Origin of the sequence: Klebsiella sp. D-Nf1, from assembly GCF_002810515.1 — a bacterium.
Taxonomy (GTDB): domain Bacteria; phylum Pseudomonadota; class Gammaproteobacteria; order Enterobacterales; family Enterobacteriaceae; genus Klebsiella; species Klebsiella variicola.
In genome coordinates, this window is the sequence record NZ_PIOK01000002.1 from 527,451 (window position 1) to 547,293 (window position 19,843).

Genomic DNA, 19,843 nt, shown 5'->3' on the forward strand with positions numbered 1-19,843 from the left:
ACTTAGAGGGATTTAATAATGACCACTTTTATTCAGTTACACTTATTAACGGCATATGCACCCGCTAACCTTAACCGTGACGATTCCGGCAGGCCTAAAACGGCATTTATGGGCGGTGTAGAGCGCCTGCGAGTGTCGTCACAAAGCCTAAAACGTGCCTGGCGCGTTTCGGAAACGTTTGAAGAAGCAATGGATGGTTTCATCGGGAAGCGCACTCGTCGAATTGGAGTGGACTATGTCTATCGTCCAATGATTGCTGCAGATACTGCAGCTAAAGTCGCAAAAAGCGCGGCAGAGAAAATCGCTGAGCAGTTCGGTAAATTGAAAAATGACAAAAATGCGAATGATGAAAAAAATCTAGAGATTGAGCAGATCGTCCACGTCAGCAGTCATGAAATTCATTTGATTGAGCAATTGGTTAAAACTCTGATCGCTGAACAGCGTATACCGACCGATGAAGAGGTTAAATTACTGCGTAATGAACAGCGTAGCGTGGACATGGCATTGTTTGGCCGTATGCTGGCATCATCACCTGAGTTTAACGTTGAGGCCGCATGCCAGGTTTCTCATGCGCTGGGTGTGAGTGCCGTGACCATTGAGTCTGATTTCTTTACTGCTGTAGATGACCTCAATAATAAAGAAGATGCCGGTTCTGCTCATATGGGGGAACAGGGGTTTGCCTCAGCGCTTTTCTATACCTATATCTGCATCAGCCGGGATTTGTTGGTAGAAAACCTCGGTGGTAATGAGGAACTAGCGAAACGCGCCATTGCGGCGCTCACCGAAACAGCACTAACTGTTTCACCAACGGGAAAGCAAAACAGCTTTGCCTCTCGCGCTTATGCTACTTATGCGCTGGCCGAAATCGGGAAAAAACAACCGCGAGCGTTGGCCGCGGCATTTTTCCAGCCCGTACGCGATACCGATCAGATACCGGCGGCGATTGCTCGCTTAAAACAGCAGCGTGATAGCTTCGATCGGGTCTATGGCAACTGTACTGACGCTTATCAAGAACTGAACGTTCATGAAGGCATCGGATCGCTGGCGGAATTACTGGCCTTTGTCAGCCAGTAAGGATGAATGATGAAGGAATATCTGGTTTTTCAGCTCTATGCGCCACTGGCATCATGGGGAGAAGAAGCGTCAGGTGAGATCCGCCACTCTGCGGCAGTACCTACGCGATCGGCATTATTAGGATTGGTTGCCGCCGCGCTTGGGATACGCCGCGATGAAGAAGAACGGTTAAATACATTTAACCAACACTATCATTTGGCAGTGCATGCGCTAGCCTCGCAAGAGCGCTGGCTACGGGATTATCATACGGTTAGTGCGCCACGAGAAAATAAAAAGTATCGTTACTTCACGCGACGGGATGAACTGACTCTCGCGCCCGATGAAATCGGCACCCTGATTTCGCAGCGTGAATATCGTTGCGATGGTTACTGGCACGTGGCGTTAAGTGCTACCGCTGGTGCTCCGTATGCGTTGACGGCGTTGCGTGAAGCACTGCTGACACCTTATTTTCCGCTATATCTCGGAAGAAAGTCTTGTCCGTTAGCCTTGCCGCTGGCGCCCCGATTAATGACTGGTACGTTAAAAGAGATATTCATTCTTGCTGCTCAGGAAATGTCCGCCGCGGAATTAAATGGGTTTACCTCGAAAGAGGGTATTTGCTACTGGGACGATCCCGATGAAGAGAGTCTGCAATGGCAGCAGAAAATCCATAGCCATAATCACCCACTCAGCCGCCAGCGTTGGCAGTTCGGCAGCTATATCCGCTTTAGCGGTCTGTTGCAAGGGAGGGCGTAATGTACTTGTCTCGTATCCAGCTTCTGTTCAAAAACCTTCGTCCTGAAATGTTGAAAAAATGGGAATCAGCCAGGCCTTACGCTAGTCATCAGTGGCTTTGGCAGCTTTTTCCACAACAAACGGCACGTCAGTTCTTGTTTCGTCAGGAAGCGAAAGGCAGCTTTTTTGTGCTCTCGACAACGCCGCCACTGTCCCAGCATTCTCTGTTTGTGGTTGAAACCAAACCATTTAATCCACAACTGACGGAGGGCTTGATACTGGATTTTCAACTACGGGCTAACCCGGTGATTACCCGAGATGGTAAACGCAGCGATGTGATGATGGATGCCAAATACCATGCAAAAGCAAGCGGCGTTGTAAAAGAACGCTGGTGGGAGGTACAGCAGCAGGCTGCTCAGGCGTGGCTGGAGAGGCAAGGGCAGCAGCATGGTTTTTACTTGCTTGAGCCAGAGGCAGATGCTTTGGCTTTGTGGGCTGGTGAGGAATACAGGGAAATGCAGACGCGCTGTGGCTGTGTGCAAGCGTATCAACAGCATCGTTTTGTTCGCCATAATCGGGAAGAACCGATCACGTACAGCAGTGTGGATTTTTGCGGAACACTTTGTGTTACAGACGTTCCGCTTTTCTCCCAGGTGCTGTTCTCTGGCTTAGGTAAGAGTAAAGCGTTGGGTTGTGGGATGCTGATGGTAAAAAGGAGGCGCTAATGAGCTGGCTGCCATTAAATCCGATCCCGCTTAAAGATCGTGTATCGATGATCTTTCTCCAGTATGGGCAAGTTGATGTTATCGATGGGGCATTCGTTTTAATCGATAAAACCGGCGTCCGTACACATATTCCTGTCGGATCGGTGGCCTGTCTGATGTTGGAACCGGGGACGCGTGTTTCTCATGCCGCTGTAAGGCTGGCGGCGACAGTGGGCACGTTGCTGGTATGGGTTGGTGAAGCGGGTGTCCGTCTCTATGCCTCTGGGCAACCAGGTGGTGCCCGAGCCGATAAATTGCTCTATCAGGCAAAGCTGGCCTTAGATGATGAGCTCCGTCTGAAAGTAGTGCGTAGAATGTTCGAGTTGCGTTTTGGTGAGCCAGCGCCAAGCCGACGTTCTGTCGAACAGTTACGCGGCATTGAAGGGAGTCGTGTGCGGGCGACTTACGCATTATTGGCGAAACAGTATGGCGTAAAGTGGCAGGGACGCCGCTACGATCCGAAAGACTGGGAGAAAGGGGATACGGTCAACCAGTGTATTAGTTCGGCGACGGCCTGCCTGTATGGTGTGACGGAGGCAGCAATACTTGCTGCTGGATACGCGCCAGCGATAGGCTTTGTACATACTGGTAAACCACTTTCTTTTGTCTACGATATTGCTGATATCATTAAGTTTGATACCGTCGTGCCAAAAGCATTCGAGATAGCGCGGCGTAATCCAGCCGAGCCCGATCGCGAAGTCCGGCTAGCCTGCAGGGATATTTTCCGCAGTAGCAAAATACTGGCGAAATTAATTCCGCTTATTGACGATGTTCTTGCGGCAGGCGAAATTCAGCCACCCCCACCACCTGAAGATGCACATCCTGTAGCTATCCCACTCCCTGTCTCTTTAGGTGATGCAGGCCATCGGAGTCGTTAACGATGAGTATGTTGGTTGTGGTGACAGAGAATGTTCCTCCGCGACTCCGTGGACGGTTAGCCGTCTGGTTGCTGGAGATTCGCGCTGGTGTGTATGTTGGGGACATCTCAACAAAGACACGAGAAATGATATGGCAACAGGTTTCCGTTCTGGCAGAAGAGGGGAATGTTGTTATGGCTTGGGCGACGAATACCGAATCCGGATTTGAGTTTCAGACATATGGTGTGAATAGACGTATTCCGGTGGATTTGGATGGACTGCGGTTAGTATCTTTCCTTCCTGTTTTAAAACAATGAGTTATATGCTCTTTAATAATGTAAAATTGTTTCTTAATTGTTGGTGAATTGTTTTTCAGTTAAAAGCTATTGATATTGAAGTCTATTTTTTTAGTGTGTTCCCCGCGCCAGCGGGGATAAACCGGAGGAAGCGTTGAGCACTCTGACGCAGTTTTTGTGTTCCCCGCGCCAGCGGGGATAAACCGCGTCCAGTCCGGCATCCGCAATACGCCGGGCCGTGTTCCCCGCGCCAGCGGGGATAAACCGGATATTCATGTCATTATCCCATGTAGGGGATAGTGTTCCCCGCGCCAGCGGGGATAAACCGTAAACCAGGCTGCCCGGCGAGGTATAAAGCCCGTGTTCCCCGCGCCAGCGGGGATAAACCGTACGCCATAGCCAATGTTTGGCGGGAGTTCGGGTGTTCCCCGCGCCAGCGGGGATAAACCGGTCCCGGCCCGGTTCGAAGCCTGCACTCTGGAGTGTTCCCCGCGCCAGCGGGGATAAACCGGCGGGTTTCTTTCGCGTTATCATTCGCATAAAGTGTTCCCCGCGCCAGCGGGGATAAACCGCACTGAAAGGATGAGCAGCGGCTTCATGTATGGTGTTCCCCGCGCCAGCGGGGATAAACCGCGTTGCTCGGATTTCGTCTATATAGCCCTGTGCGTGTTCCCCGCGCCAGCGGGGATAAACCGTATTCCAGCGACTTGCGGCGCCAAGTTTTCCCGTGTTCCCCGCGCCAGCGGGGATAAACCACGGCGAGAAACAGTGGGAATCCCGCTGGACGCGTGTTCCCCGCGCCAGCGGGGATAAACCGCTAATACCTGGATCGCACAAGAGCAGACGTATGTGTTCCCCGCGCCAGCGGGGATAAACCGGCTACGTGACAACATTCCGCGACGTCTCAACTGTGTTCCCCGCGCCAGCGGGGATAAACCGTGTTTGAATAGTGGCGGAGAGAGGGGGATTTGGTGTTCCCCGCGCCAGCGGGGATAAACCGTATCTGCAACGGTGAGAACACCCATACCATCGGTGTTCCCCGCGCCAGCGGGGATAAACCGTTCGTTCCGGCAGCCGGGGCAGGGCGCTATGCGTGTTCCCCGCGCCAGCGGGGATAAACCGGTGGCTGACCGGGGATGCCAGCGCCATCTACAGTGTTCCCCGCGCCAGCGGGGATAAACCGGTTAACTGGATATGGTCACCGCGCCAGGCTAAGTGTTCCCCGCGCCAGCGGGGATAAACCGCCCCTTCGTATAGCTCGCGTACTGCTTTCCGGGTGTTCCCCGCGCCAGCGGGGATAAACCGAACGTACAGGAGAGGCGGAGGTAATTCGCGCTGTGTTCCCCGCGCCAGCGGGGATAAACCGGCCGTTGATATTTTCAGTTTCATCCGAACACAGTGTTCCCCGCGCCAGCGGGGATAAACCGGCTGCGTCTTGCTGACCACATACGAATCAACGGTGTTCCCCGCGCCAGCGGGGATAAACCGACACCAATCGCATCATCTAACAGGCTCATGGAGTGTTCCCCGCGCCAGCGGGGATAAACCGCTCAAAAACGTCTTCACCATTTTCATTAACGCGTGTTCCCCGCGCCAGCGGGGATAAACCGGCATCTTTTAAATTTGATTACATTGATTTTAAGTGTTCCCCGCGCCAGCGGGGATAAACCGTGCAATCACACAACGACACGCGGGAAATATGAGTGTTCCCCGCGCTAGCGGGGATAAACCGCCTTTGGAGAGCGAGAGATTAGGCCGCTTGTCGTGTTCCCCGCGCCAGCGGGGATAAACCGACTCGTAAAAAGAGGCGAGCAGTTCGCTATCGGTGTTCCCCGCGCCAGCGGGGATAAACCGATAAATACTGCCATTTGGCTTGAGCACACGGCGTGTTCCCCGCGCCAGCGGGGATAAACCGAGTGTCGCAGTGATGCCGGTATTCAACATAGGGTGTTCCCCGCGCCAGCGGGGATAAACCATCCGGGTACAGCTGGTTATACTTGGCAAACTCGTGTTCCCCGCGCCAGCGGGGATAAACCGGCACCTTTCAGCCCCACATTCTCCGCAGCCAGGTGTTCCCCGCGCCAGCGGGGATAAACCGCGGGGGCTGGAGAATCTTGCCGGGCTGGTGAAGTGTTCCCCGCGCCAGCGGGGATAAACCGGTTGACTATGACGGTGAGCCGAACGGCTGGACGTGTTCCCCGCGCCAGCGGGGATAAACCGTCACCAGCCTGGAAACCGCCGGCGTTGGCAAAGTGTTCCCCGCGCCAGCGGGGATAAACCTATCGCAGTAGCTCGCCGCTACGATGATATGGCGTGTTCCCCGCGCCAGCGGGGATAAACCGCTGAATACAAATTCCGTACGCCCGGTAACGTCGTGTTCCCCGCGCCAGCGGGGATAAACCGCGGCTGGTGAAATTGACAAAATGGCACAGGCTGTGTTCCCCGCGCCAGCGGGGATAAACCGCAGTAAACGTTGTCCCACTTCTTCAGGGGTTAGTGTTCCCCGCGCCAGCGGGGATAAACCGTGGGTAATGTCCGGCGCTTTATTGCTCGTGGTGTGTTCCCCGCGCCAGCGGGGATAAACCGTACGCGGCTCATAAACCTCCCTGATTGAGGACGTGTTCCCCGCGCCAGCGGGGATAAACCGGCAACATCGCGCACCAACCTGGACGTGTTCAGGTGTTCCCCGCGCCAGCGGGGATAAACCGGTTCTGACGTTCCGTTGACTATTCGCGGCGCGGTGTTCCCCGCGCCAGCGGGGATAAACCGTGTCAAACACATCTTAGCACACGATAGACACGGTGTTCCCCGCGCCAGCGGGGATAAACCGAGATCCCGTCTTGCCCGCCTTGCCCAGGACGTGTGTTCCCCGCGCCAGCGGGGATAAACCTTTATCAATATCTTCCTGCGGCGGAGCTACGCCGTGTTCCCCGCGCCAGCGGGGATAAACCGCATTCATGCTCGTACCCTTTACGCAGGTATATGTGTTCCCCGCGCCAGCGGGGATAAACCGAGTCATATTGGCATTATCATTGCGGTCCATCTGTGTTCCCCGCGCCAGCGGGGATAAACCGGGCGCTTTTTCCACATAGCATTTGGCGCGGTAGTGTTCCCCGCGCCAGCGGGGATAAACCGACTAATCGTGAACTCAATCTTTTTGGGGTTGCGTGTTCCCCGCGCCAGCGGGGATAAACCGTCGTGAGCGCCCTCTTTGGTCGCTCTGACCAGGTGTTCCCCGCGCCAGCGGGGATAAACCGGGCAAATGAAAGAGGATGGTCATACGCACCTCGTGTTCCCCGCGCCAGCGGGGATAAACCGCGGCTTTGGCAGATCGTCAATATGGAACCATCGTGTTCCCCGCGCCAGCGGGGATAAACCGCGTATGGCCGGCGGATGTGGCGCAGATTTCCCGTGTTCCCCGCGCCAGCGGGGATAAACCGAGCTACGAGCACAGCTCGTTTCCCAGGCCATTGTGTTCCCCGCGCCAGCGGGGATAAACCGGTGGCGAATTTCGTTAACCTGCCGGCCAGCATGTGTTCCCCGCGCCAGCGGGGATAAACCGGCGGGCATTCGTGAACTGGAACTGCGGCGTATGTGTTCCCCGCACCAGCGGGGATAAACCGGCGCGAACAACACGAGCAATGCGCTCTCGCAGGTGTTCCCCGCGCCAGCGGGGATAAACCGCATCAACCGGTGATGAAGGAGAGCGATATTGTGTGTTCCCCGCGCCAGCGGGGATAAACCGCAGCGTCGCCGGGGTATGTGGCGTCGTCGTACGTGTTCCCCGCGCCAGCGGGGATAAACCGTCACCCCGCCGATATCCACCAGCCCGGTGCTAGTGTTCCCCGCGCCAGCGGGGATAAACCGGGTGTCATAAACTGAAACAGCGTTACCGTCAGGTGTTCCCCGCGCCAGCGGGGATAAACCGATGCAGGAACAGGTAAAGACGAAGGATGAGCGGTGTTCCCCGCGCCAGCGGGGATAAACCGTTTAAAAACGTTTATTTTCCAGAAAATGAGATGTGTTCCCCACGCCAGCGGGGATAAACCGAAACAACTGATCAATACCGTGACGCTGGTGGTGTGTTCCCCGTGCCAGCGGGGATAAACCGCAGATTCAGTCGAATCAGTTCTGCTGGTGTGAGTGTTCCCAGCGCCAGCGGGGATAAACCGTCTGCCCCGTTATTATTAAGGTGCAATGCGTCGTGTTCCCCGCGCCAGCGGGGATAAACCGATGCCCGTCAGTATGGTGGCGGTATGCCTTTCGTGTTCCCCGCGCCAGCGGGGATAAACCATCGACGATGTTCTGCGTGATGGTGATGTATGCGTGTTCCCCGCATTCACGGGGATAAGCCCGCAACTAACAATCAGGCGCCATCTCATAGGCTGTTTGATGGCGCAGGATCAGCACCGCTTGCCACCAGCCCTGCGCCTGAGCTTTTTTGTGTCCTTTTGTCGGCAAGGTATTGATAAACGCCTGGGCGGTGTCTCTATCCTCAGTTAGCGCAAAATAGGCCAGAGCTTTTGCTACTGGCCCGTGCGCATCAGGCGTCGTGCGAGCAGATTGCGTAGCCTGGCGTCGGCGCTTTCGCGCCCGGCATTTTTCGGCATATTAAGATCAGAAGGAGAAGGTGCCGGGACATTTTTATCCACGAAAGCAATGAGCTCATTGACCGTTAGCTCCCGTTCGGCAATGTGCGCGACATCCGGCCAGTAATTTTCTTTCGCCTGATACATCAACCACATCGCCTGCAGATAGTCGTCGCGGTTGAGCGCGAGTATCGCCTGCTGGGCGTGAATACGGCAGACCAGCGTCACAAACTCCTCGCTGATAATGTCATCACTAGACTGCTGGAAGCCCCATGCTTCGTTTGGCAGGAATGACGCAGCCGCTTGGGCGAACCATGCCGCCGCTGTTATGGCATCACCCGCCCGCAGCGCCATTTTGGCTCTCACCCAGGCGGTAAGCCCGTCTTCTTTGGCATTTTTCAACATGAGCGTCACCAGCGGATACTGGCCTTGTCAGGAAACGCCAGCCACAGCCTGCGGGTGGTGAATGACGGCCGCCAGCGTGCTGAGCGACCAGGCGCGGGTATCGTTATCCAGCGGCAGACGGAACCAGACGAAGCCTGAAAAATGAGGCGGCGGCCGTTGTTCCAGTTCGCGAATAAACGTGTCGATTTGCTGCGGTGAAACACTCAGTTCTTCTTTTTCAGCCGCAATCCACAGCGGCGACTCACTCTCGACGCTGGCGGGCTGTCCCGGGGCAGTGATGAGCGCGGAACCATAGGCCGGGAGCGCGAGGTAAAAGGGATGCGGGGCGATAAGCGCATACTGCCTGCTCCAGCGCCGGGCCGGCGTGGGGTCAAACAATCCCTGACCGGGAGATTGCACACTATGGAGTTGCAATACGGAGCTATCTACCGCTTTCAGCAGAGGACGTAGCCCAGGGGAGGTGAGCCAGGTAGGGAGCGCCGTGATGCTGAGCGTGATGTCTGAAGGCAGCCCCTGGCGCAAGGCCATCAGCAGACGTTGATAATCGGAGAGCCGTGAAGTGGGAGCATCATAATCGATTTCAATGGCGGAGAGGTTAACGCCCGCCTGGCGCCAGTGGGTCACAAGACGCTTTATCTGCGGCAGTATTGTGGTGGCATCGAGCTGCGTCAGGCTGCCGTCCAGGCGGACGACCAGCCACACCGGGCGGCCGTCCTGCTGTAATAAGGAAGTATTAACGTGGGCCAGGCGGACGCCTTCCTGAGGATGAAACTGGATCCCCAGAACGCGCAAGGTGGAAAACAGCTCCTGGCTTTGCCGTAGCGCTGCTTTATGCTGGTCATTCCAGACGCGCTGCCAGATATAGACCTGGCTGTCGGCGAGAGCCCCCGCGCTGACAGCCAGCATCAGAAGAAGAAGAAGGCCAGAACAGCGAAAATTAATCATGGCGACGTCCTTGTTGCCGGTGTTGACTAACCGATTATTTTAAAGACGATGGCTTCTCCACCTTCGCCAGCTCTTTCACCAGCGGCAGCATCACTTTCACTACCTCGCGGCTGCGGTGTTCTATGCGTCCCGGCAGCGCGTGGTCGAGATACTGCTGATTATCAATCTGCACGCTATGCCAGCTGGTGCCGTCCGGGAAGGCGCGGGATTTCTGGCGCTGCTGATAGCCATCCTTTTTGCCGAGTGACCAGTTGGTTGCCTCGACCGACAGCACCGGGATCCCCGCGCTGTCGAAGACGCTGGCGTCGTTACAGCAGGCGGTGCCTTTTGGGTATGCTGGGTTCAGTCCTGGATTGGTCGCCGCGACAATCCCCTTGCTGCGGGCGATAGCCAGCGCGCGGTCGCGGGTAAGCTTACGCACCGAGGCCGGCGTGCGGCGGCCACTGTTGAAGTAAAGCTTATCTCCCACCACCAGATTATCGAGGTTGATCACCAGCAGGGTATTTTTCTTTTCCGCCTCACTCATGCGCTGCAGCAGATTTTGCGCCCCGAGACGACCTTCCTCTTCACCGCTGGTGGCGATAAAGCGAATGCCATAGCGGGTGGGGATATTCTTTAAATGATCCGCCAGCTCCAGCATCACGCCGAGCCCCATCGCGTTGTCGTCGATTCCCTGCAGCGTCAGACCGCCAAGGTTGTTCTCCACGTCTTTATCGCTCTGCGGCGCGTAGGTATCGAGGTGCGCCATAATAATGATTTGCTGGCGGGACTGGCCTTCATGGGCGGCGATCACCGTACTGCCGGTGGCGTTATGCCAGTTCTTACGCTGATTGTTATCGGTATAGATGTAGCGGGTATTGAAGCTGCGCACGTCGCTCTGATAACCCATCTGGGCGAACTGCTGGCGGAGGTACTCGGCTGACAACATCTCGGCTGGTGTTCCGGTCATTCGTCCCGGGAAGACGGTGGCGATATGACGGGCCTGGCTACTGGCGGTGTCGCCCAGCGCGCTGAATGCGGGGGCGGCGGCGAAAACAAAACCGGTGCCGAGCGCCAGAGGAAGCAGACGGCGGCACAACGCGGAAAACATAAGGGGTCCTTACACGAACAAGACAATTTGACGCGTACAGTATGAAACTGTGACCGCGGTTAAACAATTTCAATCGCTCTTAAATAGCGGAAAAATAGCGCGTTAAGCACTTTTTGATATTTGTATTTCCACAGCGTTATTCCTTTGCGTCACAACTCATTCCATTTCGTAATTTCATTTGCTCTTAGGCGCACCCTATAGTCGCAGTATCGCTGATTGTAAGAGAGTTGTTGCGCCGTGGATTACTTGCCCCTTTTTGCCGAACTGAAACAAAGGCCCGTGCTGGTGATCGGCGGCGGTGAGATTGCTGAACGCAAGATTAAATTCCTGCTGCGCGCCCAGGCGCAGGTGCAGGTGGTCGCCGGGACGCTCTCTCCGGCGCTGGCCGATCTGGCGGCGCGCCAGGCGCTTAGCTGGCGGGCGACGGAATTTAGCGAGTCGCTGGTGGATGATGTCTTTCTGGTGATTGCGGCCACGGAGGACGAGGCGCTTAACCAGCGGGTGTTTGCGGCGGCTAACGCGCGCTACCGGTTGGTCAATGTGGTGGATAACCAGGCGCTGTGCTCGTTTGTCTTCCCTTCTATCGTCGACCGTTCGCCGCTGCTGGTGGCGATCTCCTCCAGCGGCAAAGCGCCAGTGCTGTCGCGCATTCTGCGCGAGAAAATTGAAGCGCTGCTGCCGACGAACCTCGGACGGCTGGCGGAATCGGCGAGCTACTGGCGTAACCATCTGAAAACCCGTCTGACGACCACCGAAGCGCGTCGTCGCTTCTGGGAACGCGTCTTCACCGGCCGCTTTGCCAGCCTGATGGTGGCGGGCAATCATGCGGAGGCGGAAAAGGCGCTGCAGGATGAGCTGGATAAGCCCGAACGCGAGACGGGAGAAATTATTCTGGTGGGCGCCGGCCCGGGCGATGCCGGGCTGCTGACCCTTCGTGGTCTGCAGGCGATCCAGCAGGCGGACGTGGTTTTCCACGACCATCTGGTGACCCAGCCGGTTCTCGAGCTGGTGCGCCGCGATGCCGAGTTAATCTGTGTCGGCAAACGCGCCGGCGAGCACTCGGTGCCGCAGCATGAAACCAATCAGCTGCTGGTGGCGGCGGCGAAGGCAGGGAAAACCGTCGTGCGTCTGAAGGGCGGGGATCCGTTTATTTTTGGCCGCGGCGCAGAAGAGCTGCAGGCTGCCGCCGAAGCGGGGATCCCGTTCCAGGTGGTGCCTGGCGTCACTGCCGCCGCCGGGGCGACGGCCTACGCCGGTATTCCGCTGACCCATCGCGATTATGCGCAAAGCGCCGTCTTTGTCACCGGCCACTATAAGCCGGACAGCGCCCCCTTCGACTGGTCGCTGCTGGCGAAGAGCCAACAAACGCTGGCGATCTACATGGGCACCATGAAGGCGGCAGAAATCAGCGCGCAGCTGATCGCCCACGGTCGCGACAGCACTACGCCGGTCGCGGTGATTTCCCGCGGTACCCGCGACGATCAGCAGACGATAACCGGCACATTGCAACAACTCGAACACCTGGCGAAAGACGCCCCGATGCCCGCCCTGCTGGTGGTGGGCGAAGTGGTGCAGCTGCATCAGCAGCTCGCCTGGTTTCAACATACATCATCCGCCGAGGGGTTTAACTCTTCGGTGGTCAATCTGGCTTAAGGAACGGTTATGGACCAAAAACGACTCACTCACCTGCGGCAACTGGAGGCGGAAAGCATCCATATTATTCGTGAGGTGGCCGCCGAATTTTCTAACCCGGTGATGATGTACTCCATCGGGAAAGATTCCAGCGTAATGCTGCATCTGGCGCGCAAAGCGTTTTATCCGGGAACCCTGCCGTTCCCGCTGCTGCACGTCGATACCGGCTGGAAATTCCGTGAGATGTATGAGTTCCGTGACCATACCGCCAAAGCCTACGGCTGTGAGCTGCTGGTGCATAAAAACCCGGAAGGGGTGGCGATGGGCATCAACCCGTTCGTCCACGGCAGCGCTAAGCATACCGATATCATGAAAACGGAAGGCCTGAAGCAGGCGCTGAACAAATACGGCTTTGACGCCGCGTTCGGCGGCGCGCGTCGCGACGAAGAGAAATCCCGCGCGAAAGAGCGCATCTACTCCTTCCGCGACCGCTTCCACCGCTGGGACCCGAAAAATCAGCGTCCAGAGCTGTGGCACAACTACAACGGCCAGATTAACAAAGGCGAAAGCATCCGCGTCTTCCCGCTCTCCAACTGGACCGAGCTGGATATCTGGCAGTACATCTATCTGGAAAATATTGAAATCGTGCCGCTGTATCTGGCTGCTGAGCGCCCGGTGCTGGAGCGCGACGGTATGCTGATGATGATCGATGATGACCGTATCGATCTGCAGCCGGGCGAGGTGATTGAAAAACGGATGGTGCGTTTCCGTACCCTTGGCTGCTGGCCGCTGACCGGCGCAGTGGAGTCTGAAGCGCAGACGCTGCCGGAAATTATTGAAGAGATGCTGGTATCAACCACCAGTGAACGTCAGGGCCGCGTGATTGACCGCGACCAGGCCGGCTCGATGGAGCTGAAGAAACGTCAGGGGTATTTCTAAGGAGCCGCCATGAACACCACAATTGCCCAACAAATTGCTAATGAAGGCGGCGTAGAAGCTTACCTGCACGCGCAACAGCACAAGAGCCTGCTGCGTTTTCTGACCTGCGGCAGCGTAGATGACGGCAAAAGCACCTTAATTGGCCGTTTGCTGCACGATACTCGCCAGATCTATGAAGACCAGCTGTCGTCTCTGCACAACGACAGTAAGCGTCACGGTACCCAGGGTGAAAAACTGGACCTGGCGCTGCTAGTGGACGGCCTGCAGGCTGAGCGCGAGCAGGGCATCACCATCGATGTCGCCTATCGCTACTTCTCGACCGAAAAACGCAAATTTATCATCGCCGACACCCCGGGGCACGAGCAGTACACGCGCAATATGGCCACCGGCGCGTCAACCTGCGACCTGGCGATCCTGCTGATCGATGCGCGCAAAGGCGTGCTCGACCAGACCCGCCGTCACAGCTTTATCTCTACGCTGCTGGGCATTAAACACCTGGTGGTGGCGGTCAACAAAATGGATCTCGTCGAGTTTAGCGAAGCGCGCTTCAACGAGATCCGGGAAGATTATCTGACCTTTGCCGAGCAGCTGCCGGGCAACCTCGATATCCGTTTTGTGCCGCTGTCGGCGCTGGAAGGCGATAACGTCGCCAGCCAGAGCGCGAACATCCCGTGGTACAGCGGTCCGACCCTGCTGGAAGTCCTCGAAACCGTGGAGATCCAGCGGGTGGTCGAGAGCCAGCCGCTGCGCTTCCCGGTGCAGTATGTTAACCGTCCGAACCTCGATTTCCGCGGCTTCTCCGGCACGGTCGCCTCCGGTACGGTTACCGTTGGCCAGCGTCTGAAGGTGCTGCCGTCGGGCGTCGAATCGAGCGTGGCGCGTATCGTCACCTTCGACGGCGACCTGCAGGAAGCTGCCGCCGGCGAAGCCATTACCATTGTGCTGAAAGATGAAATCGACATCAGCCGCGGCGACCTGCTGGTTGACGCGCAAGCCTCGCTGCCGGCGGTGCAAAGCGCCAGCATCGACGTGGTGTGGATGGCCGAGCAGCCGCTGACCCCGGGGCAGAGCTACGACATTAAAATCGCCGGCAAGAAGACTCGCGCTCGCGTCGACGCTATCCGCTACCAGGTCGATATTAACAACCTGACCCAACGTGAAGTCGAGTCTCTCCCGCTGAACGGCATTGGGCTGGTGGAGCTGACCTTTGACGAACCTTTAGTGCTGGATCCGTATCAGCAAAACCCAGTGACCGGCGGGCTTATCTTTATCGATCGCCTGACCAACGTCACTGTGGGCGCCGGGATGGTCAACGAGCCGCACCTGCAGGCGTCGACGTCGGCATCGCCGTACAGCGCCTTTGAGCTGGAGCTGAACCAGCTGATCCGTAAACACTTCCCTCACTGGGACGCCCGCGACCTGCTGGGAGGCCAATAATGGCCCAGCATGACGAAAACGTCGTCTGGCATGCCCATCCTGTGACCCAGCAGCAGCGGGAACAGCATCACGGCCATCGCGGCGTGGTGCTGTGGTTTACCGGCCTTTCGGGGTCGGGTAAATCCACCGTCGCCGGGGCGCTGGAAGAGGCGCTGCATGAGCGCGGCGTCAGCACCTATCTGCTGGACGGCGACAATGTGCGCCATGGCCTGTGCAGCGATCTGGGATTCAGTGATGAGGATCGCAAAGAGAACATTCGCCGCGTCGGCGAAGTGGCCAGGCTGATGGTCGATGCCGGTCTGGTGGTATTGACGGCATTTATATCACCACACCGCGCGGAACGGCAGATGGTGCGCGAGCGCCTGGGGGAGGGACGCTTCATCGAAGTGTTCGTCGATACCCCGCTGGCCATCTGCGAGGCGCGGGATCCGAAAGGGTTGTACAAGAAGGCGCGGGCAGGGGAATTACGCAATTTCACCGGCATAGACTCGGTCTATGAGGCACCGGAAAAGGCGGAAATTCATCTGGATGGTGAACAATTGGTAACAAATTTGGTGCACCAACTATTAGACCTGCTGCAACAGAGCGATATTATCAGATCCTGAAACGGCAGCGGCATCGAGGGGTGCCGGTTGCCCGGTCTACAGGATTCGATATGCGCAATACCCAGAACCTCAGTATTATTCGTTCAGAACCGCCTCCGGCGATCGGCGACGAGACCACCTGGTCTCTGTCGGGCGCTGCCGTGGGCTTTATTTCATGGCTGCTGGCGCTGGGTATTCCCTTCCTTCTCTATGGCAGTAATACGCTCTTCTTCCTCCTTTACACCTGGCCGTTCTTCCTGGCGTTGATGCCGGTGGCGGTAGTGGTCGGTATTGCGCTGCACTCTCTGCTCAATGGCAAGCTGCTCTATAGCGCCAGCGCGACCATCCTGACCGTCGGGATGATGTTTGCGCTACTCTTCCTCTGGCTGTTGGGATAACCCGTTTCTGGTATGAATCAAGCATGGGTATCGGCAGCAAAAATATGGTACAGTCCCCGCGTTACGCGGCATCGTCCGCGCGCCCTGGTAGCGTACCCGGGCGAGTTTTGGGATGATGATGCCGTTTGTCAGGGGGCAGGATGGGTAAACTAACGCTGCTATTATTAGCTTTGCTGGTCTGGCTACAGTATTCGCTGTGGTTCGGTAAAAACGGCCTGCACGACTACACGCGGGTTAACGACGACGTCACCGCCCAGCAGGCGACTAACGCCAAATTAAAAGCACGCAACGATCAGCTATTTGCCGAAATTGACGACCTCAACGGCGGGCAGGAAGCGATCGAGGAGCGCGCGCGCAATGAACTCAGTATGACCCGCCCGGGCGAAACCTTCTATCGTCTGGTACCGGATGCGTCTAAACGCAACCAGGCATCGGGGCAACAGCAGAACAATCGATAACCAGGCCCAGGATAACAACATGGCAGCCACTTTTCCGGGCGTTTGCGCCGTGGTGCCGGCAGCCGGTTTTGGCCGCCGCATGCAAACGGAATGCCCGAAACAATATCTCTCAATCGGTAACAAAACGATTCTCGAACATGCGGTCGCTGCGCTGCTGGCGGATGCGCGCGTCCAGCGCGTGGTAATTGCCGTCAGCCCCGGCGATCGGCGCTTCAGCCAGCTACCGCTGGCGCAGCACCCGCAAATTACCGTCGTGGATGGCGGCGCCGAGCGCGCCGATTCCGTGCTCGCGGGCCTGAAGGCGTTGCCGGAGGCGCAGTGGGTGCTGGTGCATGACGCCGCGCGCCCCTGCCTGCATCAGGACGACCTCAGCCGCCTGCTGGCGCTCAGCGAAACCAGCCGTGTCGGGGGGATCCTCGCGGCGCCGGTTCGTGACACCATGAAGCGCGCCGAACCGGGCAAAACCGCTATCGCCCATACCGTCGATCGCAATGACCTGTGGCATGCGCTGACCCCGCAATTTTTCCCTCGCGAGCTGCTGGTGGATTGCCTCACCCGGGCGCTGAACGAGGGGGCGACCATCACCGATGAAGCCTCGGCGCTGGAGTACTGCGGCTTCCATCCGCAGCTGGTCGCCGGTCGCGCGGATAATATTAAAGTGACGCGCCCGGAAGACCTGGCGCTGGCTGAATTTTACCTCACCCGTTCCCGACACCAGGAGAAAGCTTAATGCGAATTGGACATGGTTTTGACGTACACGCTTTTGGCGGTGAAGGCCCAATCATTATTGGCGGGGTACGCATTCCTTATGAAAAAGGGCTGCTGGCCCACTCCGACGGCGACGTCGCGCTGCATGCGCTGACCGACGCGCTGCTGGGTGCCGCGGCGCTCGGCGATATCGGCAAACTGTTCCCCGATACCGATCCGGCGTTTAAAGGCGCCGATAGCCGCGAACTGCTGCGCGAAGCGTGGCGTCGTATTCAGGCCAAAGGCTATGCGCTCGGCAACGTCGACGTCACCATTATCGCCCAGGCGCCGAAGATGCTGCCGCATATTCCGCAGATGCGCGTCTTTATCGCTGAAGATCTCGGCTGCCATATGGACGACGTCAACGTGAAAGCGACCACCACCGAGAAGCTGGGCTTCACCGGCCGCGGGGAAGGGATCGCCTGCGAAGCGGTCGCGCTGCTGCGTAAGGCCGAAAAATGATCGCCTTTGACCAACTGACCTGGCTGCACGGCAAGCCGCAGAGCAGCGGGCTGCTGAAAGCCAATCCGGAAGATTTTCTGGTAGTGGAGGATCTGGGCTTTGCGCCGGACGGCGAAGGCGAACATGTGCTGGTGCGGATCCTGAAAAACGGCTGCAATACGCGCTTTGTCGCCGACGCGCTGGCGAAATTCCTCAAGATCCACGCCCGTGAAGTGAGCTTCGCCGGGCAAAAGGATAAGCACGCCGTCACCGAGCAGTGGCTGTGCGCGCGGGTGCCCGGCAAAGAGATGCCGGACCTGAGCAAATTTCAGCTCGAGGGCTGCCAGGTACTGGAATATGCCCGCCATAAGCGTAAGCTGCGTTTAGGCGCGCTGAAAGGCAACCAGTTTACCGTGATCCTGCGCGAGATTAGCGATCGACAGGACGTGGAGACGCGTCTGCAGGCCATCGCTGAACGGGGCGTACCGAACTATTTCGGCGCGCAGCGCTTTGGCATTGGCGGCAGTAATCTGCAGGGCGCGTTGCGCTGGGCGGAAAGCGACGCGCCGGTGCGCGATCGCAATAAGCGCAGTTTTTGGTTGTCGGCGGCCCGCAGTGCGTTGTTTAATCAGCAAGTCAGTATTAGATTAAAAAAAACGGAATTTAATCAGGTTGTTGATGGCGATGCGCTACAATTAGCGGGGCGTGGGAGCTGGTTTGTCGTCACACCGGAAGAACTCGAGGTTTCGCAGGCGCGGGTGAACAACCGCGAACTGATGATCACGGCTGCGCTGCCGGGCAGCGGCGACTGGGGAAGCCAGCGCGACGCTCTGGCCGCCGAGCAGGCCGCCATCGCCGAAGAAACGTCGCTGCAGGCGCTGTTGGTGCGGGAGAAAGTTGAGGCGGCGCGCCGGGCGATGCTCCTCTATCCGCAGCAGCTTAGCTGGAACTGGTGGGATGACGTAACCGTTGAACTGCGTTTCTGGCTGCCGGCGGGCAGCTTCGCCACCAGCGTGGTCAGGGAGCTTATCAATACAACGGGTGACTATGCGAATATTGCTGAGTAACGATGACGGGATCCATGCGCCGGGGATACAGACCCTGGCAAAGGCCTTAAGGGAGTTTGCCGAGGTCCAGGTTGTTGCACCCGATCGTAACCGCAGCGGAGCCTCGAATTCGCTGACGCTGGAATCATCCCTGCGTACGTTTACCTTTGAAAATGGCGACATCGCCGTCCAGATGGGCACCCCGACCGACTGCGTCTATCTCGGCGTGAACGCGCTGATGCGCCCACGTCCGGACATCGTCGTTTCCGGCATTAACGCGGGTCCCAACCTGGGCGATGACGTCATCTATTCCGGCACCGTGGCCGCAGCGATGGAAGGCCGCCATCTGGGGTTCCCCGCGCTGGCCGTGTCGCTGAACGGCTATCAGCATTACGATACCGCCGCGGCGGTAACCTGCACCATTCTGCGCGCCTTAAGCCGCGAGCCGCTGCGTACCGGGCGGATCCTTAACATCAACGTGCCGGATCTCCCGCTTGATCAAATCAAGGGCATTCGCGTGACCCGCTGCGGCAACCGCCATCCGGCCGACCAGGTGATCCCGCAAAAAGATCCGCGCGGCAACACCCTGTACTGGATTGGCCCGCCGGGCGATAAGCGCGATGCCGGGCCGGGCACCGATTTTGCGGCAGTGGATGAAGGCTATGTTTCCGTGACGCCATTGCACGTCGATTTAACCGCCCATCAGGCGCATGAGGTAGTCAGCGATTGGCTGGAACGTGTCGGGGTTGACGGGCAATGGTAAGTAAACGTGTTGAAAGTTTGTTGAATCAACTGCGCACGCAGGGCATCGTCGATGAGCGTGTCCTCGAGGCGATCGCGCTTGTCCCGCGCGAAAAATTTGTTGATGAAGCCTTTGAACATAAAGCGTGGGAAAACACCGCGCTGCCGATTGGCCAGGGGCAGACCATCTCCCAGCCTTACATGGTGGCGCGGATGACCGAGCTGCTGACGCTGACGCCGGAGTCGCGCGTGCTGGAGATCGGCACTGGTTCCGGCTACCAGACGGCCATCCTGGCGCACCTGGTGCATCACGTTTGCTCGGTGGAGCGGATTAAGAGTTTACAGTGGCAGGCGCGTCGTCGCCTGAAACAACTTGATTTACATAATGTTTCAACCCGTCATGGCGATGGGTGGCAAGGTTGGCAGGCACGGGCGCCGTTTGATGCCATTATTGTGACGGCGGCGCCGCCGGAGATTCCAACCGCGCTGCTGGCGCAGCTGGATGACGATGGCGTGCTGGTGCTGCCGGTTGGCGAAGAGCATCAGTTTCTCAAACGGATCCGTCGCCGGGGCAACGAATTTATCATTGATACCGTCGAGGCCGTTCGCTTTGTTCCCCTGGTGAAGGGGGAGCTGGCCTGAGACCCGGATTATTCCAGGTTTTTTTTGCCTGACTTTAGGCGTAG

At 57.6% G+C, this 19,843-nt stretch carries 19 protein-coding genes and 1 CRISPR repeat array; of the genes, 16 read left to right on the forward strand and 3 right to left on the reverse strand.

Annotation, left to right across the window (positions count from 1 at the left end; all coding sequences use genetic code 11):
- Positions 1-18: 18 nt before the first annotated feature.
- The 5 genes from cas7e to cas2e are packed head-to-tail and all read left to right on the forward strand — an operon-like array spanning position 19 to position 3,726.
- On the forward strand, positions 19-1,074 hold the full coding sequence (gene cas7e / locus CWM54_RS12510) for a type I-E CRISPR-associated protein Cas7/Cse4/CasC (protein ID WP_100697316.1): 1,056 nt from the start codon (positions 19-21) through the stop codon (positions 1,072-1,074).
- A 9-nt stretch (positions 1,075-1,083) separates the two neighbouring features.
- A complete protein-coding gene (gene cas5e / locus CWM54_RS12515; RefSeq protein ID WP_100697318.1) occupies positions 1,084-1,809 on the forward strand; it encodes a type I-E CRISPR-associated protein Cas5/CasD in 726 nt (241 codons plus the stop codon).
- On the forward strand, positions 1,809-2,513 hold the full coding sequence (gene cas6e / locus CWM54_RS12520) for a type I-E CRISPR-associated protein Cas6/Cse3/CasE (RefSeq protein ID WP_100697320.1): 705 nt from the start codon (positions 1,809-1,811) through the stop codon (positions 2,511-2,513). Before cas5e ends, cas6e begins: the two co-directional genes overlap by 1 nt.
- Positions 2,513-3,430, forward strand: a complete 918-nt coding sequence (gene cas1e / locus CWM54_RS12525; protein ID WP_100697322.1) for a type I-E CRISPR-associated endonuclease Cas1e — start codon at positions 2,513-2,515, stop codon at positions 3,428-3,430. The genes cas6e and cas1e overlap by 1 nt, the downstream gene beginning before the upstream one ends.
- Before the next feature lie 2 nt (positions 3,431-3,432).
- Complete coding sequence (cas2e, locus tag CWM54_RS12530; RefSeq protein ID WP_012967338.1) at positions 3,433-3,726, forward strand: type I-E CRISPR-associated endoribonuclease Cas2e; 294 nt, start codon at positions 3,433-3,435, stop codon at positions 3,724-3,726.
- 95 nt (positions 3,727-3,821) lie between these two features.
- Positions 3,822-7,999: a CRISPR direct-repeat array (repeat unit 29 nt; unit sequence GTGTTCCCCGCGCCAGCGGGGATAAACCG).
- 232 nt (positions 8,000-8,231) lie between these two features.
- On the opposite strand, the gene CWM54_RS12535 is transcribed toward cas2e, so the two are convergent.
- The 3 genes from CWM54_RS12535 to CWM54_RS12545 are packed head-to-tail and all read right to left on the reverse strand — an operon-like array spanning position 8,232 to position 10,734.
- Complete coding sequence (locus CWM54_RS12535; RefSeq protein WP_227521624.1) at positions 8,232-8,699, reverse strand: hypothetical protein; 468 nt, start codon at positions 8,697-8,699, stop codon at positions 8,232-8,234.
- 27 nt (positions 8,700-8,726) lie between these two features.
- Positions 8,727-9,644 (reverse strand): DUF3142 domain-containing protein, encoded by a 918-nt coding sequence (locus tag CWM54_RS12540; RefSeq protein WP_227521625.1) that lies wholly within the window; start codon positions 9,642-9,644, stop codon positions 8,727-8,729.
- A 34-nt stretch (positions 9,645-9,678) separates the two neighbouring features.
- Complete coding sequence (locus tag CWM54_RS12545; protein WP_100697324.1) at positions 9,679-10,734, reverse strand: aminopeptidase; 1,056 nt, start codon at positions 10,732-10,734, stop codon at positions 9,679-9,681.
- A gap of 246 nt (positions 10,735-10,980) precedes the next feature.
- Here CWM54_RS12545 and cysG point away from each other — a divergent pair, with 246 nt between their 5' ends.
- The 11 genes from cysG to CWM54_RS12600 all read left to right on the forward strand — a co-directional run bounded on the left by cysG (position 10,981) and on the right by CWM54_RS12600 (position 19,799).
- Positions 10,981-12,387, forward strand: a complete 1,407-nt coding sequence (gene cysG / locus CWM54_RS12550; protein WP_165785926.1) for a siroheme synthase CysG — start codon at positions 10,981-10,983, stop codon at positions 12,385-12,387.
- 9 nt (positions 12,388-12,396) lie between these two features.
- A complete protein-coding gene (gene cysD / locus CWM54_RS12555) occupies positions 12,397-13,305 on the forward strand; it encodes a sulfate adenylyltransferase subunit CysD (protein WP_061153518.1) in 909 nt (302 codons plus the stop codon).
- 9 nt (positions 13,306-13,314) lie between these two features.
- Positions 13,315-14,742 carry a sulfate adenylyltransferase subunit CysN gene (gene cysN, locus CWM54_RS12560; RefSeq protein ID WP_100680793.1) on the forward strand — a complete coding sequence of 476 codons (1,428 nt, stop codon included), beginning with the start codon at positions 13,315-13,317 and terminating at the stop codon, positions 14,740-14,742.
- Positions 14,742-15,347 (forward strand): adenylyl-sulfate kinase, encoded by a 606-nt coding sequence (gene cysC, locus CWM54_RS12565; RefSeq protein ID WP_002915158.1) that lies wholly within the window; start codon positions 14,742-14,744, stop codon positions 15,345-15,347. Before cysN ends, cysC begins: the two co-directional genes overlap by 1 nt.
- 50 nt (positions 15,348-15,397) lie before the next feature.
- Positions 15,398-15,724: a DUF3561 family protein gene (locus CWM54_RS12570; protein ID WP_100697326.1), complete on the forward strand. Its 327-nt coding sequence runs from the start codon at positions 15,398-15,400 to the stop codon at positions 15,722-15,724.
- 140 nt (positions 15,725-15,864) lie between these two features.
- Positions 15,865-16,182 carry a cell division protein FtsB gene (gene ftsB, locus CWM54_RS12575; RefSeq protein WP_002915156.1) on the forward strand — a complete coding sequence of 106 codons (318 nt, stop codon included), beginning with the start codon at positions 15,865-15,867 and terminating at the stop codon, positions 16,180-16,182.
- Between the two features lie 19 nt (positions 16,183-16,201).
- Positions 16,202-16,912 carry a 2-C-methyl-D-erythritol 4-phosphate cytidylyltransferase gene (gene ispD / locus CWM54_RS12580; RefSeq protein ID WP_074387742.1) on the forward strand — a complete coding sequence of 237 codons (711 nt, stop codon included), beginning with the start codon at positions 16,202-16,204 and terminating at the stop codon, positions 16,910-16,912.
- Positions 16,912-17,391, forward strand: a complete 480-nt coding sequence (ispF, locus tag CWM54_RS12585) for a 2-C-methyl-D-erythritol 2,4-cyclodiphosphate synthase (protein ID WP_100697328.1) — start codon at positions 16,912-16,914, stop codon at positions 17,389-17,391. The genes ispD and ispF overlap by 1 nt, the downstream gene beginning before the upstream one ends.
- Positions 17,388-18,437, forward strand: a complete 1,050-nt coding sequence (gene truD / locus CWM54_RS12590) for a tRNA pseudouridine(13) synthase TruD (RefSeq protein WP_100680796.1) — start codon at positions 17,388-17,390, stop codon at positions 18,435-18,437. Before ispF ends, truD begins: the two co-directional genes overlap by 4 nt.
- Positions 18,418-19,179, forward strand: coding sequence for a 5'/3'-nucleotidase SurE (surE, locus tag CWM54_RS12595; protein ID WP_012540737.1), 762 nt, complete (start codon positions 18,418-18,420; stop codon positions 19,177-19,179). Before truD ends, surE begins: the two co-directional genes overlap by 20 nt.
- Positions 19,173-19,799: a protein-L-isoaspartate(D-aspartate) O-methyltransferase gene (locus CWM54_RS12600; protein ID WP_002915108.1), complete on the forward strand. Its 627-nt coding sequence runs from the start codon at positions 19,173-19,175 to the stop codon at positions 19,797-19,799. Before surE ends, CWM54_RS12600 begins: the two co-directional genes overlap by 7 nt.
- The last annotated feature ends 44 nt before the right edge of the window (positions 19,800-19,843 follow it).

What these genes read in the sequence shown, in the direction of transcription:
- ispF (WP_100697328.1), top strand. Translation starts at nt 16,912, where the DNA reads ATGCGAATTGGACATGGTTTTGACGTACACGCTTTTGGCGGTGAAGGC.
- ftsB (WP_002915156.1), top strand. Translation starts at nt 15,865, where the DNA reads ATGGGTAAACTAACGCTGCTATTATTAGCTTTGCTGGTCTGGCTACAG.
- CWM54_RS12545 (WP_100697324.1), bottom strand. Translation starts at nt 10,734, where the DNA reads ATGTTTTCCGCGTTGTGCCGCCGTCTGCTTCCTCTGGCGCTCGGCACC.
- cas7e (WP_100697316.1), top strand. Translation starts at nt 19, where the DNA reads ATGACCACTTTTATTCAGTTACACTTATTAACGGCATATGCACCCGCT.
- CWM54_RS12540 (WP_227521625.1), bottom strand. Translation starts at nt 9,644, where the DNA reads ATGATTAATTTTCGCTGTTCTGGCCTTCTTCTTCTTCTGATGCTGGCT.
- cas1e (WP_100697322.1), top strand. Translation starts at nt 2,513, where the DNA reads ATGAGCTGGCTGCCATTAAATCCGATCCCGCTTAAAGATCGTGTATCG.
- surE (WP_012540737.1), top strand. Translation starts at nt 18,418, where the DNA reads ATGCGAATATTGCTGAGTAACGATGACGGGATCCATGCGCCGGGGATA.
- cysD (WP_061153518.1), top strand. Translation starts at nt 12,397, where the DNA reads ATGGACCAAAAACGACTCACTCACCTGCGGCAACTGGAGGCGGAAAGC.
- cysN (WP_100680793.1), top strand. Translation starts at nt 13,315, where the DNA reads ATGAACACCACAATTGCCCAACAAATTGCTAATGAAGGCGGCGTAGAA.
- CWM54_RS12600 (WP_002915108.1), top strand. Translation starts at nt 19,173, where the DNA reads ATGGTAAGTAAACGTGTTGAAAGTTTGTTGAATCAACTGCGCACGCAG.
- ispD (WP_074387742.1), top strand. Translation starts at nt 16,202, where the DNA reads ATGGCAGCCACTTTTCCGGGCGTTTGCGCCGTGGTGCCGGCAGCCGGT.
- cas5e (WP_100697318.1), top strand. Translation starts at nt 1,084, where the DNA reads ATGAAGGAATATCTGGTTTTTCAGCTCTATGCGCCACTGGCATCATGG.
- cas6e (WP_100697320.1), top strand. Translation starts at nt 1,809, where the DNA reads ATGTACTTGTCTCGTATCCAGCTTCTGTTCAAAAACCTTCGTCCTGAA.
- cysC (WP_002915158.1), top strand. Translation starts at nt 14,742, where the DNA reads ATGGCCCAGCATGACGAAAACGTCGTCTGGCATGCCCATCCTGTGACC.
- cas2e (WP_012967338.1), top strand. Translation starts at nt 3,433, where the DNA reads ATGAGTATGTTGGTTGTGGTGACAGAGAATGTTCCTCCGCGACTCCGT.
- CWM54_RS12535 (WP_227521624.1), bottom strand. Translation starts at nt 8,699, where the DNA reads ATGTTGAAAAATGCCAAAGAAGACGGGCTTACCGCCTGGGTGAGAGCC.
- CWM54_RS12570 (WP_100697326.1), top strand. Translation starts at nt 15,398, where the DNA reads ATGCGCAATACCCAGAACCTCAGTATTATTCGTTCAGAACCGCCTCCG.
- truD (WP_100680796.1), top strand. Translation starts at nt 17,388, where the DNA reads ATGATCGCCTTTGACCAACTGACCTGGCTGCACGGCAAGCCGCAGAGC.